The organism is Zavarzinia marina, from assembly GCF_021568905.1.
Taxonomy (GTDB): domain Bacteria; phylum Pseudomonadota; class Alphaproteobacteria; order Zavarziniales; family Zavarziniaceae; genus Zavarzinia; species Zavarzinia marina.
On sequence record NZ_JAKGSB010000009.1, the window covers coordinates 19948 to 35988 of the forward strand.

General features: G+C 66.0%; 13 protein-coding genes. 3 read left to right on the top strand and 10 right to left on the bottom strand.

The window, feature by feature from the left end; genetic code table 11:
- Window positions 1-123 precede the first annotated feature (123 nt).
- From L2U69_RS18015 to L2U69_RS18025, 3 genes are all read left to right on the top strand, one after another.
- Complete coding sequence (locus L2U69_RS18015; RefSeq protein ID WP_236108524.1) at window positions 124-1431, top strand: APC family permease; 1308 nt, start codon at window positions 124-126, stop codon at window positions 1429-1431.
- Between the two features lie 65 nt (window positions 1432-1496).
- The gene (locus L2U69_RS18020) at window positions 1497-3830 is read left to right on the top strand and encodes a heavy metal translocating P-type ATPase (protein WP_268967454.1); all 2334 of its coding nucleotides are present in this window, start codon (window positions 1497-1499) and stop codon (window positions 3828-3830) included.
- A gap of 38 nt (window positions 3831-3868) precedes the next feature.
- Complete coding sequence (locus L2U69_RS18025; protein WP_236108526.1) at window positions 3869-4348, top strand: DUF411 domain-containing protein; 480 nt, start codon at window positions 3869-3871, stop codon at window positions 4346-4348.
- A gap of 192 nt (window positions 4349-4540) precedes the next feature.
- Here the strand turns inward: L2U69_RS18025 and L2U69_RS18030 are convergent, their stop codons facing one another.
- The 10 genes from L2U69_RS18030 to L2U69_RS19330 form a co-directional block, all read right to left on the bottom strand.
- Complete coding sequence (locus tag L2U69_RS18030) at window positions 4541-4798, bottom strand: hypothetical protein (RefSeq protein ID WP_236108527.1); 258 nt, start codon at window positions 4796-4798, stop codon at window positions 4541-4543.
- Complete coding sequence (locus tag L2U69_RS18035) at window positions 4795-5469, bottom strand: YcbK family protein (RefSeq protein ID WP_236108528.1); 675 nt, start codon at window positions 5467-5469, stop codon at window positions 4795-4797. The genes L2U69_RS18030 and L2U69_RS18035 overlap by 4 nt, the downstream gene beginning before the upstream one ends.
- 74 nt (window positions 5470-5543) lie before the next feature.
- Window positions 5544-5834, bottom strand: a complete 291-nt coding sequence (locus tag L2U69_RS18040; protein WP_094462850.1) for a DUF6127 family protein — start codon at window positions 5832-5834, stop codon at window positions 5544-5546.
- A gap of 18 nt (window positions 5835-5852) precedes the next feature.
- Window positions 5853-7130: a hypothetical protein gene (locus L2U69_RS18045; protein ID WP_236108529.1), complete on the bottom strand. Its 1278-nt coding sequence runs from the start codon at window positions 7128-7130 to the stop codon at window positions 5853-5855.
- Window positions 7130-10633, bottom strand: coding sequence for a phage tail protein (locus L2U69_RS18050; RefSeq protein ID WP_236108530.1), 3504 nt, complete (start codon window positions 10631-10633; stop codon window positions 7130-7132). The genes L2U69_RS18045 and L2U69_RS18050 overlap by 1 nt, the downstream gene beginning before the upstream one ends.
- A gap of 66 nt (window positions 10634-10699) precedes the next feature.
- The gene (locus L2U69_RS18055; RefSeq protein ID WP_236108531.1) at window positions 10700-11164 is read right to left on the bottom strand and encodes a C40 family peptidase; all 465 of its coding nucleotides are present in this window, start codon (window positions 11162-11164) and stop codon (window positions 10700-10702) included.
- Complete coding sequence (locus L2U69_RS18060) at window positions 11154-12731, bottom strand: DUF2163 domain-containing protein (protein ID WP_236108532.1); 1578 nt, start codon at window positions 12729-12731, stop codon at window positions 11154-11156. Before L2U69_RS18060 ends, L2U69_RS18055 begins: the two co-directional genes overlap by 11 nt.
- A complete protein-coding gene (locus tag L2U69_RS18065; protein ID WP_236108533.1) occupies window positions 12728-13330 on the bottom strand; it encodes a DUF2460 domain-containing protein in 603 nt (200 codons plus the stop codon). The genes L2U69_RS18060 and L2U69_RS18065 overlap by 4 nt, the downstream gene beginning before the upstream one ends.
- 27 nt (window positions 13331-13357) lie before the next feature.
- Window positions 13358-15829: a tape measure protein gene (locus L2U69_RS18070; protein ID WP_236108534.1), complete on the bottom strand. Its 2472-nt coding sequence runs from the start codon at window positions 15827-15829 to the stop codon at window positions 13358-13360.
- A complete protein-coding gene (locus L2U69_RS19330) occupies window positions 15822-15953 on the bottom strand; it encodes a DUF7697 family protein (protein WP_432443005.1) in 132 nt (43 codons plus the stop codon). The genes L2U69_RS18070 and L2U69_RS19330 overlap by 8 nt, the downstream gene beginning before the upstream one ends.
- Window positions 15954-16041 lie beyond the last annotated feature (88 nt).

A 16041-nucleotide genomic window follows, 5' to 3' on the forward strand; every position in this document is an offset into this window, starting at 1 on the left:
ATGCGCGCGTTATGACAGACGTTCACGTTCACTAACTAAGAGGAACCCTAAAATTCGCCTGACCAACGACGTGCGAAGGGATTGTCCGATAAGAGAAATCTGTGCAAAGAGTATGGGTCGCCGATGACAGAAGAATACCAGAAAGAGAGCATCAGCCTTTCCGGAGCGGTGGCTATGGGCACCGGCGTCATGATCGGTGCGGGGATCTTCGCGCTTACGGGACAGATTGCGCAACTGGCCGGACCGCTCTTTCCGCTGTCATTCGTTGTCGGCGCGGTCGTGACCGCGTTCAGCGCCTACACCTACATCAAGATGTCGAACGCTTATCCGTCGGCAGGCGGCATCGGGATGATCCTGAAGAAAGCCTACGGGCCGACGACAGTTGCGGCGGGTGCGGCGCTGCTGATGGCGCTTTCGATGGTCATCAACGAAAGCCTCGTCGCCCGGACGTTCGGCACCTACGTGTTGCGCGGTTTCGGCGCCGACCCGGACAGCTTCCTGGTTCCCTTGCTAGGAGTCGGGCTCATCGTCTTCGCCTATCTCGTCAACGTCTCGGGCAACCGATCGGTCGGGCTGTTGTCCATCCTCATGGCTGTGCTCAAGGTCGGCGGCATCGCGTTGTTCGGCGCGGCAGGCCTCTGGGCCAGCGGCATTTCCTTCGAGGCGACGGGTGGGGACACGGGTGAAGGCGGTTTCATCGCCTCGGTGGCGCTGTCGATTCTTGCCTTCAAGGGGTTCACGACGATCACCAACAGCGGAGCGGAGGTCACGAATCCGCACCGCAACGTGGGTCGGGCCATCGTCTTTTCCATTGCGATCTGCGTTGTCGTTTATCTGCTCGTCGCGTTCGCCGTCGGATCGAGCCTGCCGCTCGATAGAATCGTGGAGGCCAAGGACTATGCCCTGGCCGAGGCGGCCGAGCCGGCGCTCGGGCAAACCGGCTTTTACCTGACGGTGGCTCTTGCCGTCGTGGCGACTGCTTCTGGCCTGATTGCGAGCGTCTTCGCGGTCTCTCGCATGTTGGCCATGTTGACGGACATGAAGATGATCCCGCACAGCCACTTTGGCATGTCGGGCGCGATCAAGGACCACACGCTCGTCTACACCGTCGTCATCGCCGGCTTCCTGACAGTGTTCTTCGACCTTAGCCGGATCGCCTCGCTCGGCGCATTCTTCTATCTCGTAATGGACATCATTATTCACTGGGGCGTCTATCGGACGCTCCGCAAGGACATCGGAGCACGCGGCGGGGTGTTGCTGACCGCGATCGCGCTAGACACGGTGGTTCTGGCGGCCTTTGCGGCAATGAAGTGGCAGACCGATCCGCTGATTGTCGTACTTGCCATTGTAGGCATGATGGCGGTGTTCGTGTTCGAGCGTGTTTTCCTCGCGCGCAATCCTGCCCCCGAAGGTGCGCACGACCACCATTAAAGTGCTTGAGCTTCCAACGAGTGGACGCCGCAAGCTGAAACGAATTACCGAAAGGCTGGCAGACCATGGAGCACGATCATCATCACGCAGCGCCCGACATACCGGCGGGAGCGAACACTGCAACGGACCCGGTTTGCGGGATGACGGTCGCGATCAAGCCGGACGGACGTCGCGCCGAGTTCCAGGGCAAGACCTTCCATTTCTGCTCGGAGAAATGCCACACGAAGTTCAAGGCCGATCCTTGGTTCTATGCCTCAGGCCGCGCGGCCAGTCAAAAGAAGGCAGCCCCGGCCAACGTCCAGTACACTTGCCCGATGCATCCCGAAATCGTGCGCGATGCGCCGGGTTCATGCCCGATCTGCGGCATGGCGCTGGAACCGATGGTGCCTTCGGACGAGCCAAGTGAAGAGCTGACGGATTTCACTCGCCGGATGTGGATCTCAGCGGCTGCCGCAGTACCGCTCATCATCCTGACCATGGGCGAACTGGTGGCGCTGCCGGTACGCGACTGGATCGGGCACCAGATGGCCAGCTACCTCGAGTTCGTGCTCGCCACGCCGATCATCCTCTGGGCGGCGCTTCCATTCTTCCGGCGCGGCTGGGATTCGGTCGTGAACCGCAGCCCCAACATGTGGACGCTGATCAGCATCGGTGTGGCGGCGGCATACCTCTACTCGATCGTCGCCACCTTCCTGCCGGGTGTGTTTCCCGAAGAGTATCGGATGGGCCACGGCGTCGGCACCTACTTCGAGGCGGCGGTCGTGATCGTGGCGCTGGTCTTCGTCGGCCAGGTTCTCGAACTGCGCGCGCGCGAACGCACCGGGGATGCGATCCGCGCACTTCTGGACCTCGCGCCGAAAACCGCGCGGCGCATTCTGCCGGACGGCACCGAATACGACGCTCCGCTGGAAAACATCATGGAGGGCGATCGGCTTCGCGTGCGCCCGGGCGATGCTGTCCCTGTCGACGGGACGGTGATCGAGGGGCGATCCTCGCTGGATGAAAGCATGCTGACCGGCGAGTCGATGCCGGTTGAGAAAGGTCCGGGGGATGCGGTGACCGGCGCCACGATCAACAAGAACGGCTCTCTGGTGATCGAGGCCGGCAAGGTCGGGTCCGATACCGTGCTGGCGCAGATCGTCTCGATGGTGTCGAAGGCGCGGCGGTCCCGCGCGCCGATCCAGGGGCTGGCCGACCGCGTGTCGGCGGTCTTCGTGCCAACCGTGGTCGTCATCGCCATCATAGCCTTCATCGTCTGGATGATCTTCGGCCCGGAACCCGCGCTAGTCTTCGCCATAGCATCCGCCGTTTCAGTCCTCATCATTGCCTGCCCCTGCGCTCTGGGGTTGGCGACGCCGATCTCCATCACCACGGCAGCGGGGCGAGGCGCACAGGCGGGCGTGCTGATCAAGGACGCCGAGGCGCTGGAGCGTATGGCGGGTGTCGATACGCTCATCGTGGACAAGACCGGCACCCTGACCATGGGCAAGCCGAAGCTGACCGACACCGTGGCGCTTGGGGAGGTCACTGAGATTGACCTGCTGTCGCTGGCTGCGGCCCTGGAGCGCGGCTCTGAACACCCCCTGGCAGAGGCGATCGTCGAGGGCGCCGAGGCGCATGACGCCCCGCGTCAGGAGGCCAAGGACTTTGACGCCGTCACCGGCAAGGGCGTACGTGGCAAGGTTGGCGAACGCGAGGTGGCGCTCGGCAATGCCGCGATGATGCGGGAGATGGGTCTGGACACGGCAGCGGCCGAAGCTAAGGCCGACGCTCTGCGCGTCGAGGGCAAGACGGCCATGTTCGTGTCGGTCGACGGCGCGCTTGCCGGCATCGTGGCGGTGGCCGACCCAATCAAGGACAGCACCGCGGAAGCGATCAAGGAACTTCACGCCCAAGGGCTGCGCGTCATCATGGCGACGGGTGACAACGAGCGCACGGCGCAGGCAGTGGCGGGCAAGCTCGGCATCGACGAGGTGCGCGCGGGCATCCTGCCCGAGGGCAAGAAAGACCTGATCGACCAGTTGCGCCGCGATGGCCACAAGATCGCGATGGCGGGCGACGGGGTGAACGATGCGCCCGCGCTGGCCGCCGCCGATGTCGGCATCGCCATGGGAACCGGGGCCGATGTGGCGATGGAAAGCGCGGGCATCACCCTGCTGGGCGGCGACCTGATGGGCATTGTCCGCGCGCGCAAGCTAGCGCGCGCCACCTTGCGTAACATCAGGCAGAACCTGTTTTTCGCCTTCGCCTACAACGCGCTCGGCGTGCCGGTCGCGGCGGGGCTTCTTTACCCGGTCACCGGGATGTTGCTGTCGCCGATGATCGCGGCGGCGGCAATGAGTCTGTCCTCCGTTTCGGTGATCACCAACGCCCTGCGGCTCCGGCAGATAGACCTCTGACCGCATAAAAAAACGTCCAATCTGGAAAGGTAAACCAGATGACTCCAGATGCTCTTTCTCGGCGCGCGATCCTGATCGGCGGAGCAGCATTGCTGGCTGCATCGCCGCTGAGGACCCTCGCGCAGGGCTTCGGACCGGCGATCCATGTGATGAAGGACCCGAATTGCAGCTGCTGCTCGGCTTGGATCGAGATCCTCGAGAACGTTGGCTTTACCGTCACGACCGAGCCGAGCGCCGGGACTCTTCTGATGCGCTACAAGCTGGACAACGGCATTCCGCAGGAGATGGTCTCCTGCCATACGGGCCGCGTCGAGGGCTACATGATCGAGGGCCATGTCCCTGTCGCCGAGATTCGTCGCCTGCTGGATGAGCGCCCTGACGCAGTGGGCCTCGCAGTGCCCGGTATGCCCTACGGATCGCCTAGCATGGGGCCGGAAAGCGAACGCGAAGCCTATGACGTGTTCCTCGTTCGGGGCGGCGGATCGACCGAAGTCTTCACCAGCTACGCTGCCGCGTGACCTTGAAGCTGCAATTTCGCTCCTGATCAGGGGCGAGGACACACACGCGCCTGATCCCGCATGACGGCGTAGTCACGCAGCATCTCGGCGATGGCCGAATGTTTCGGCAGCAGATCGAGCTCGTCGGCTGCCCGCGCCTGGAACTCGCGGCTATACTCGGCCACGGGCGGGCAGACGGTGACGACGCTCGGCTCAGAAACGCCCGTCGCGCATCCGCTCAGCAAGCTCGCCGCGATCGCGAGGGCGGCGAGCCGCGGCATCCAGCATCTGGCGCTGCACGTCATTGGCGTTCTCCATGGTTTCGAGACGTTCCGCCAAACGCCCGGCGCGCTCGCCGGCGCGGCGGATCGACAGCAGGAACAGGAGGACGGTGAGGGCGAGCGCGCCGTATCGCAGCGCGACACGGGCCCACGGGCTGGCGGCGATCCCGGTGAGCAGAGCGGCGATCATCGACGCCCCCGCTTCCAGTCGTCGATGCGGGCGTAGATCGTCACGGCAAGGCCCGCGAGCGCCACGGCGATGAACACCCAGCGCAAGGTGTCGAGATAGGGCACGAGCGGCAGGATCGCGGTCTGGGTCTCCGCCAGGACGTTCTGCGCCACCTCGACGCCAGCGGCGCCAAGCGTCGCCACGCCTGCTGCGCCGCTGCCCTTCATCGTGCGACTGTCGGCCAAGACCTCCCGCACGGGCGCCGTTTCCGCGGCGAACGCCGTCGCCCGCACCGGGAAACGCTCGCCCCATTGCCGAGCCGGGCCGAGATCGATGTGCATGAAGCCCGAGCGCGGATAGTAGCCGAAGCCGAGGAAGCCGACGGCTCGGGCGGCAGCCTCGAAAGCGACCGGATCGTGGTTGGCCATGGCGATGTCGAAGGCCGTGCCGTCCATGTGCTTCGAGCGCGGCGCGCCGCCTACAGCGCGGTTATGTGCCGGACTGCGGTAGGCCGAACGGACGATGAGCGGCTTGCCAAGCCGGTCGCGCAGCGCCTGGAGCTTGTCGAGCGCCTCCTCGTTGATCCGCAGGGAGCCGCTGCCCCGGCAGGCGATCTCCGCGGGGGAGAAATCCTTCCAGCGCCACGAACGCTCGGGCATGTCGCGCCAGTGTTTGTAGGTCATGGTCGTCATCGCAGGTCTCCAGGCGCAAAAAAGCCCGCTCCTCGGCGAGGGCGGGCGATGGTCTGATAAGTCGGGCGGATGGGTTAAGGCGTCGGCCCGAAGAGCTTCAGCTTGATAGCAATGCCGGCCATCAGGGCGAGCAGGACGCCGGTGGTGATCAGCCGCACGGCGGTCTGTACGGCCGTCTGTTTCGCGAGGCGGAAACCCGCGAGCAACGAGCGAAGATCGCGGATGTCCTCGGCGGCATCCTGGCCATCGAGACCGACCTCATGCAGGGCGCGCCGCGCACCCGTCTCGGCCGCCCGCTCCAGCAGGGCTTCAAACTCGGCGGCCGGCAGCGCGATCAGCGCCCCGCTGTCTGGTTCCTTGTCCATGACGCAATTCGGGAGTGATCAGAGGACAAGCGAGCCGGCCAGCGTGAACCCGATCCCGGCGAGCGTGGCGTCGGGCGTCGAAGGCGCGACCACGCTGAGCACCTGGCCGGGCTCCAGCACGGTTTCGCTGGCGGCGATGAAGGTGCCGCTCGTGCTGGCGGCGGCGAAGCGCATGGCGGCGCTGCTCACGCCATCGACCCGAATGTCGAAGTCCGTCTGGGCGGTTGCCGCCGCCTCGGCGCTGGCATGGCTACCGGCAAGATCAATCTTCAGCCGGGTGCGTCGCGCCACCGGCACCCGCACGATCACCTCGTCCGTGGCCGGCTGCCCGGCCTTGTAGCCGCTGATGTCGGCCGGGGGATCGGCCGCATCCGCAGTCTCGACAACCTCGATCGCCAGCCACGTGCGCTCGAGGCCGCGCAGCTCCCCGGCCGTGCCGACATAGACGGCCAGCTCGAACCAATCACCCGCCGACACCGGCAGGACGGCGCTCGACAGATTGCGCATCTGGTTGGAGTAGCCGCTGTCGCCGCGGACGATGACGGCGCCGCCGCCCGGCACGCTGTTTCCGTTCTTGCGCACCTCGACCAGCTGACTGGTCGGCGAGGTCTGCCACTCGATGTTGCCCACGATCCGGACCTTCGTCACCCCGGCGGGAATGGTCAGGCGGGAGGGCTGGCCCGCATCCCAGAATGCGTCGCTGTCGTACTCGACGCTTTGCCATGGCACGGCGACGTAAACGCCGGTCGTCGCGACGCTGAAATTGGTCGAGCGTCGCAGCAGCGCGCCCCGGAAGGGCAGCAGAGCGCGGTTGAAGATGCCGACGCCTGTGGCGCCCCACGCGGCTCCATCGAACTGGAGCACGTCGCCATTGGCGGCACCGGCGATGGAGACGTCGGTGAGACCCCCCAGCGCGCCGGCGCCGCCGACCCCGTAGAGGTCGCCGCCATTGCCCTGAACCAGCACTGTCGCACTCGGTACGATGACGACCTCTGCGCCGGAGCCCGCATATTTGGCGCGGACGTCCTGGCCGCCGCTGGTGGCATTTCGGATTGCAAGCCGCCGGTGATTGGCGGGCAGTGTCAGGGTCCGGGAGGCCGTCAACGTGCCGGTGAGGATAATCAGGCCGTTACGGTTGGCTTGGGTGCCAGTCAGCGTCAGGTTGGCGTCGGCCATCGCCACCGACAGTGCCTGATTCATGGCGTTGTCGAGGGCATCGACTGCGTCGTTGATCGTGACCTCTTTCTGGTTCTGGGCGGCTGCGACATGGGTCACGGCCAGATTGGGGCTGGGCATCAGTTGATCTCCAATGTGACGGTGCGCGGGAAGCCGCGGCCCGCGACGGCGCTGATCTGGAAGACGGCGACGGTCAGGGACGACGGGACCACACCGAAGTCGGCGAGGATGTCGGCATTGGCGTAGACGACGTTCGGGCTCGTCGCGGTGAGCGTCCGCTTCACCGCGCCGCCAGGGGCGGAGAGGATGTCGACCTCGTAGGCCTCGGAGGTCTCGCCGAGCGGCACGAGGCCGGTGTCGTCCTTCAGCTCGCCGCCGATCCGCGTCCGCCGGACCCATGAAAGGCTGATGTTGGCCGGACTGCCGGTCAGAGCCGCCTGCACGTTCCAGGGCGCGTAGGGCTTGAGGTCTCGGCCGGTGTGGCTGGCGACCAACGTTTCCGCATCCTCGAAGATCGTGCCGAAGCCGACCGCTCTCCAGGACCGGGGGAGACCGAGATCGCCGAGCGAGGTGACCATGGTCTCGACATCGTCGGGGTCGAGGAGGACAAACAACTCGCCGGCCTCGTGCCCCTCCACGAAGACATCGGTGCCACGTCGGCCCCGCAGAAGCCCGGACAGGGTGTAGGAGCCGTCCGGGTTCAGCGCCACGTCGCGGAACTGGATGATCTCGGGCTCGCCGTTGGCTTTGAGGACAAGGGCCGCGTTGGCGCCGCTGAGCATCGAGTCCTGTGTGACGCTCTCAAGCCGTTCGCCGCCGGTGGTCATGAACACCGTCAGGCTGTTCGTCTCATCGGTCGCGAACGGAGACGTCGGACTGCCGAGCGGGTTCGCCGTGGCGCCCCAAGCCACCTCGCTCAGGGATCGCCCGACCTGTGCCCAAGCCGTTCCGTCGGCGCTGCGGTAGAGAGATGCGCCGGGCCAGCCCGGGCCACCGAAGCCGCCCATGAGGTAATAGATCCTCGACCCCGACCCGCCGGTGTCATCGGTGTCGCGCAGCAGCGGAAGATCCGGCAGGATCAGCCGCGTGGCGGCCTGACTGCCGACGATTTGGACCGGTTTGCCCGAGCCGCCATCGGCAGCCACGTTGGAGACGTAGGTGGCGGCAGCCTCAGAAACCCCTTTCACCGCGAGCGAGAAATCGGCCCCGACATCGAGACGGGTGATGCGGGTCCGGAAGGTCGAGCCCGAGGCAAAGACCACGTCCACGACATCGGTGGGATCGAGGCGCAGCCAGTCGGCCGGCAGCTCTGCTTCGTAGGCGCTGCGTTCGATCCAAGCACTGTAGAGCGTCTTGGCGGCGATCTGCTTGGCCGTCGTCGCGTCCAGCGCAAGGGCCAGCTCTACGCTGGACTGGTTGCGCGAATGCATGGTCGGCAGCGGCAGGGATGTGCGCTTTTCGCTCTGCGTGCCCTGCTGGTAGTCGGCGCCGCGATCCATGTAGACGACGCTGACCCGCTCGGGAAGCTCGACCTCCTGCGTGCGACGCTCACGCCAGCTCTCGCCTGTCCGCTCATCCAGCGGCAGCAGAAGATCCGCGTCGATGGTCGTGGCGGGCGGTCGTCCCCGCGTCCGAAACCGCAGGGCATCGTCGCTTTCCGCAGCGTCGAAGAAATAGGCCTGCGCAAGCGGCTCGATCGCGCCCCGCACGGTGGTCTGTCGCCCGATGACATAGCCGGGGACCGTCGCCCCGAGTTCGGCGACGTCGATATCGGACAGACCAAGGCCGGCACGGGCGCAAAGGTCGGAGACGATGCCGGAGAGAGTCTCTCCACCGCCACCGCCGCGATTGAGGAAGAGTTTCGCCCAGCCCTGGCTGCCGCGAACCAGATGCGTGTCGGTGACGGCATCGTAGACCTGAGCGCCGCCTTCGCTGACGGCGCCCGGCCAGATCTCATTGAGAACGAGAGCTCCCGTGGCGGTGTCCAGCTGGATGACGCGCGTGGCCCGCATCAGCGTCCAACGCTGCCCGCGCAAGCGGCTCTGACCGTAGTAAGGCCCTTCGTAGTTGATCTGGATCGGAACGACCGTCTTCCAGACGATGCCGGTGTCGCTGCGCCATTTCAGCGTATAGATCGCGCCGGGTGATCCCCCGTTCGAGATGCGCGCCTGAAAGATGACGCTGTCGTCGGTCGTGTCGTAGGTGAGCCCGCCCGCGCTGCCGTAGAAGCCAGTGGCGCCGCTCTCGACATCCGATGGCGAGAAGGTGGCAACCTTCTCGAAGGTGACGCCGAGGGATTGGCCGGTGAGGCCGTCGTACCCTGCAAGCGCAGAGACCCGCAGCCGATAGAGGCCGAGGCTTCCATGGTTCGTGCTCGTCCCGCTGCCGAGGATCCAGCCATCCCCGAAGCCTTCTCCGACCGCACCACCAATGACGCCCCGAACGCGAGGCTCCGTGACGCTCTGCCCGGCGCCCCAGACATAGCTCATGGTGTCGGCGCGGATGAGTCCGACATCGTCGAAGAGCGATCCGGTTAGAACGAAGTCGACGCGGCCAGAGGGGCCGTAGGCTGAAACCATCCCCATCCACGTCGTGGCGACGAACCGCAGGGTCGAATTGGTCAGGCCGTTGCTGGTGGAGCCGAAGCGACCGACCTCCTTGATGGCATTCGGTTCGATGCGCAGGATCGGGCGTGAGTTGCTCGATCCGGTCACGACATAGAGGTGACCGTCTTCACCGCAGAACAACGTGCTCGGGAAGTTGTTCGGCGCGACGGCCGTGATGTCCGTCATCCGCGCCTGGCGGTCCTCCTTCATGGTCCGGAGGCTGAAGCGGCGGATCCCTGCCTCGGCGGCGTTGACGTCGCTGTCCAGGAAGTATCCGTATCCGCGCCGCCAATCGACGGCCAGGTCGTCGATCTGGTAGGTCCCGAAATATCCGCCTTCGCCCGTCGTGATGAAATCGAGCAGCTGGTAAGGCTGCTGCGCCGCCCGCTGGTAGGTGATCTCGGCAGTGATGTTGGGGATGCGGTTGCCAAAGTCCGCGAGCGCCAGGTCTTCGAAGACGATGGTGGCAAGACCCCGATGGGCGGGCGCACGGCCTGCGCCGACGTGCGTTTCGATCAGCGGATCGGCCAGCTGATCCTCCGTCCCCGAATGGAAACGGAACTTGAGATCGGGTTTGGCAACGTCGGGGCTCGCGCCGGTCTTGTCGTAGATGAGTTTGCCGTCCGCCCAGACCCGAAGCACGTCCTCGGCCGGCCCTTCGCCGAAGCTGAGCGCGAAGGACGCGAAGTAGGAATACGTGACCGAGGTCTGGGTGGCTCCGCCGCCGCCCTTGCCGCCCGAGCGGGTCCGGGTGACGTTCTGCTGCTCACGGATGCCGGAGGACCAGATCATGTTGCCGGCCATGCGCAAGGTGCCGTAGCCGATGGCGATCGATGCGCCATAGGCGGACGAGGAAACGGTCAGGTCGCCGAGTCGGGGGCCTTCGGTGGTGACGTTCTGCCCCTTGGCGGGAAACAAGAGGCTGCCGACCACCGAGCCGACGAGCCAGCCGGCTTGCCAGCCGAGGCCGACCGCGGAGCCGAGCGCGGCTCCGCCCACTGCCACGAGGATGGCCATTGAGCGTTCTCAGCAAAAGTGGGGACCGGTTTCGCGTCCGAGAACGCGACACACAAAGTCCCGAGGTCAGGATCCGGGAGAGCGAAAGCGAAATGCGAACTTGATCTTGGCCAGCCATTCGCCGGCATAGGGTTCCTCGATCACCCGCCTGCGCGTCGCGTGCGCGTGCAGGAGATGCGGCCGTTCGAGCCTCTCCGTCAGAAAGCCGCAGTGGCAGGGATAAGCCTGATCGGCGAAGACGAGGACGTCGCCGGGCCGCGCTTGCGTGACGGCGACACCGTCCATGTGCGCGCGAAAGTGCTCGACGAAGCCCTGTCCCTGCGCGCGGCGCCCATAGGCCGTGCTGTCGTGGTCGGCGAGTTCGAGCGCCCGCGCCACCAGCACCACGAGCCCTGCGCAATCGACACCGGCGCGGCTGCGTCCCTGGTGCCGCCAGGGAACACCCAGCCAGGTCCGGGCCTCGGCGACGATCACATCGGCCAGATCCGCGCTCGCGCTGGCGGATGCTGATGGTGGGCGGTCAGCGTGCATCGGGATAACTCATCATGGCGTCCTGGCCCGGCACGTAGGGTTCGCCGCGAAAGTTCAGGACGTTGGCGAACCGGTCGATACAGGTGTCGAGCCGCTTGTCGCAGCCGGGATGAACGCGGAAGGCGTCGCCGGGCTCGATCGCGTATCCCATCGGCAGGAAAAGCTCGAGCTGCCCGTTGCCTTGGGTCCAGCCTTTGACCTCGATGGAGCGACCGGCATTGGCGCCGGTCTCCCAGGTCAGCACACCGCCAGCAAACCAGTCATCAACCGCTCGTGGTTCATCGAGCGTGGCGTTGAAGACGGCCCGGTCGATGACTGTGGTCACGATGCCCGACCGGCTCCAGGCTTCCTCGGCCTCGAAGACCGCACCGCCATCGGTGGTTTGCGCGCCGACAGTGGTGTCGAAAATCGGTGGCTCGGCCGCGGTCGTTCCGGCGGTCACGCAGCGATAGACGCGGTTCTCGTATGCGGCAGAAGTCAGGGTTTGCGTTTCCTGATCCACCAGCAAGCCACAGCTGATGTCATCGAAGTAGCCATCGTTGTTCGATCCAGCCGCCCGCTCGGAACGCAGACGCAGGCGGATGGATCGGGTATTTGCTGGCACATCGGCAATATGGCTGCGCAGGATCCAGGAGGTGGGAGCCGCGAGTGTCCCAGCGGATGTGGAAAGAACCGCGCCCATGTCATCAAGGAAGATGAAATCCACCGCACCGGGATCGTTATTGCTGGCATAGGTCCTCTGCTGCCATTTGGCCTCCACTCTGACCAGGGCTGCATCAACGCTCTCATGCAGCGCAATTGGAATGACGAGATCCTGGTGCATGCGAGCAAGCGCGTTGCTCGGACCACCGTAGAAATAGTAGCTGCCCGTGTAGGGGGTCGGGTCGCTGGAACGAACCGTGAAGCCACCGTCGGTAATCGTCCAGCCGTTGGTGTTGCCTGCCTCCGCGCCAGGATTGACGACAGAAAGCGCTATCGTCTCCGTCTCGGAAACATAGCCGGAGGCGGTTCTCACCCGCACCACGTCACCGACGGAGTACGCCGTCGATCGGGCGATTTCTGGCGGATTGACCGGCACCTTGCAGCGATGATCTCCGAGATCGGCGCGGCATTCGGGGCTGTAGAGCTCGCCGATGCGTTGCTGCAGCGCTTGCGTCATGCCGCGCAGTTCGGTCCGGAAAATGCCCTGCTCGGTCAGCACGACCTCGCCGAACCAGCCGCGGCGCATCCGAAGAGCGCCCATGGCGGGATCCGCCCAGTTGACCAGGAAGATCCGTACCTCTGCCTGATCGAAGAGACCCGCGCGCAGCTCCTCCTCGGTGATCGCCGCGCTGTCGAAGACGCCCTCGACGTCGAGATTGTCGACGCTCAGGCTCGCATCATTGGCGATGGCCGTGCGCGAATAGCCGGAGCTCGCCTTATAGACGTTGCCCTCGAACGACAGATCCCGGTCGTGGTCGGTGAAGAAGAACTCCTTGCCGTCAACGCGAGAGATGCGCCAGCAGGTGGCGAGCGTCGTCACCGGTCCAGCGAGGTGCGCCGCGAGGGCTGCCGAAGTCGATTTCATGGTCTGATCTCCAGCACCGGGATCTGGCCCCAACTGCCGAGCTGATAGGTTTCGATCGTGAGGTCCATCTGATCGCTGTCGAAGCGGACGGGCACGTCGAACTCGAAGTCCGCCGTCACTTGAACGGCGGATGCTGGGGCGATGGTGAAGGTCACGAGCCCGGTCGCCGTGTTGACGCTCCAGCCAGAGACCGCCTCGGCGCCGTCGCGGTAGATCTTCACCGTTCCGGGAACGGGCTTGGTGATGACCCGGGTTTCGACCTCGCCACCGCTGGCGTAGGTCTTCACGAGCTGGAACGTCTTGGTCACGCCGTCGCCTTGCCCGATCAGCTGGGCCAGCGCCTGGTAGTCGGTCCAGTCCTTGAAGCGGAAGCCGTAGGCGCGTCCGCGTCGCGCGCGAAAGAAGGCGATGAGGGCGGCCACCTGATCGCGTTTCTTCAGGCCGTGCGCCACGTTCCATTTGCCCCGCGCGGCGGCCCAGTTCGCGTTGCGCCGCTCGTGTCCCGAAACCGTCGTCACCACGGTGGTCGAGTAGCCGGGGCCGCCGGACGCCCCGTAGGAGATGTCCGGCGGGAACTGAACTTCGTGAAAGCCGCTCATCTGTCGATCCGTCAGAGATTGCCCAGTTCAGAGATTACGTCGGGCCCGCTCCATGGCGCGGGCGGCGTCGGCGGCGATCTGCCCCTGGGCGTAGCGAAAGCTGCCAGCATCCGGGGTGGAGATGTTCATCACCACGTTGACCGGTGGACGGGTTTCTCGTGCGGCGCCGATGGCGGCGAGCTGAGCCCGCGACAGCACCATCTCACCGCGCTGCAGGATCGCGGGCACCTCGTCGGCACGAAGCCCCGCGAGACCGCCGTCGTGGAAGCGCGGCGCACCTGCAAAGGCGAGTGCCGAGACGAGCCGCTGCTGAGCGGGGCCACCGGCGACGCCGCCTTGATGGAAGATGCCGGCAAACAGCCCGCCTCCGCTGCCGAACAAGCCGCCGAGCAGTCCTCCGTTGCCTCCGCCGAGTGCATTGGCCAGCGGCCCGAGGATCGCGGAACGAACCGCGATGCGGGTGATGTCAGCGAGGATGCTGTCGGCGAGCGCCTTGAAGTCGATCTTGCCGCCGGTCACGAAGCTGGCGATGGCGTCCTCGGCGCTGCGAAAGGCGCTGGTGAGAGCGCCGCCGAGACCCTTGCCCCAGTCCATCGCTTCGCTGGCATAGCGGGACAGCTCCTCGCGAACCGCCGCCCAGCCGGTTGCCGCCTGCGTGGCCGCCGTTGCCGCCGCCTCACCAGCGGCGCGGCTTGCTTCCGCGGCGCGTGCGGCGGAACCGGACGAGCCTTCGCCATCTCCTGCGGCATCGCCTCCGGTGCCGCCGATGGCTGCGAAGGCTTCATCGAGACGCTCCGTCGCGCCGGCCGCATTGTCGATTTCAGTATTCGCGCCCGCCATGGCCTCCCGGAGCGCCGCGATGGACGCGAGGGGCGCGCCTGCCAGCTCTCCCAGCGCCGTCGCCGTCTCTCGTGCACTGTCGGCGGCAGCGCGCGCATCCTCGGCGAAAGCCGAGAGCCCGAATTCCGGCGTCGCGAAAGTATCGGTCTCGAACGCGGCGGCGAAGGCATCACGCGCTGCATTGCCAGCCCGGCTCGCGGCGCCCGCAAACTCGTTCTCGATCCGGCCGAGATCGACGTCCGGCACCAGTTCGATGGCCCGCTCGATGCCGATCGCCGCCAGACCCGCATTGACGCCTTCGAGGAGCGCGTTGATGCCGTCGACCGCGCCGTTCAGCATCGACTCCAGCCCGGCGATCAGCGCGTTCGCCGCCTGGATCGTCAGATCGCCGATCGCCCGAGGCAGGTTGCTCCAGATGACGACCATCGCATCGAAAGCGCCCTGAAACGTTCCGATGGTGCGATTGCCGAAGGTGACGACGGCCTCGAGTGACGCCTGCAGCGCGTCGGCGATGCTCGCTTGAATGCCGCTCCAGGCGGCGTCGATGCGCGCTTTCAGGACGCCGGCCAGCAGACCGATCCTGTCCCAGACCTCGGCTGCCACGTCACCCAGCAGGCCGAGCGCAGCGCCGAAGCCGCCGGTCGCCTGCACCAGCCGACCGAACTGGTAGATCAGCTCACCCGCCGCCACGGTGAGCGCGCCGATGCCGGTTCGGATCAATGCGCCGCGTAGCAGCGTGAGCGCACCCGACAGGCTGAAGGTCGCGACACGGGCGGCGACGAACGCGGCAACCCAGCGTCCGGCCATGAAGCCGGCGAAGGCGATGCCGATGGCGGCGAGCCTTTCCAGATTGTCGGCAACAAGGATCAGGCCCTCGGCCACCATGGACGAGGCGCCCGCCATCTGGTCCCAGGTTCCGACGAGTTGCAGCGCGGCATTGCCAATCAGCGTGAAGGCATCGCCGATGGTCGCCGGCATCGAGTCCGCTTCCTCGCGCAGCCGCTCGAGATTGCCGATCAGCGCCGTGCGGATGACATCGCCGGTGATAGCGCCCTGCTGACCGAGGGTGCGCAAACCTGAGACGGTGGTGCCGAGTTCGGCGGCCAGCAATTCTGCGAGCCGGCCGCCGCTCTGGATCACGGTGTTGAGGTTGTCTCCGCTGAGCGTGCCGAGGGCCATGGCCTTGGAGAGCGCGTTCTGCACCGAAGCCGCGCGCTCGGCCCGCGCGCCCGAGACGACCATGGCGTTGTTCAGCGCCTCGGTGAAATCCAGCGATTCACGTGTGGTCAGACCGAGTTCACGCAATGCAGTGGCGTTGGCGAGCCAGGATTCCGCCGTCTGCTCCAGGTTCGAGTAGGTTCGGCGCGCCATTTCGGCGAGCCGTTGCATGACTGCGGCACCCGTCTCTTGCGCCCCCGTCGCCAGAACCACCCGCGAGCGCAGTTCACTCCAACTGTCGGCATAGGCAACGATCTGGCGAATGCTGAGCACACCGCCCAGAACACCGGCGATGCGGGCAAGGGCAGCATTGGTGACATCGACTTCCCGGCGGATCTTGCGAAAGCTCTGCGCTCCGGCCTCGCCGATACCGGCGATCTCCGCCTGGACCTGGCGCCCCCCGACCACGGCAAGGCGAACGGAGACGCGTTTCTCAGCCATCTTGATCAGTCCTGATTTGCGCGTTCAGTCCGCGGACCATCATGCCCTCTACCTCGGGCAGCAGTTCCGCGCAGACGAGGGTGTCCACTCCAAGCGCCTGCGCGCAGGCGAGAGCGGCCGTCATGTCGAGGCCGAGGATCGCACCAGGGACGGCGCGCAGCTGCCCCGTGAGCCTTTTGGCGAGTTCCCAGACCTGCCAGCCTTCGACTGTC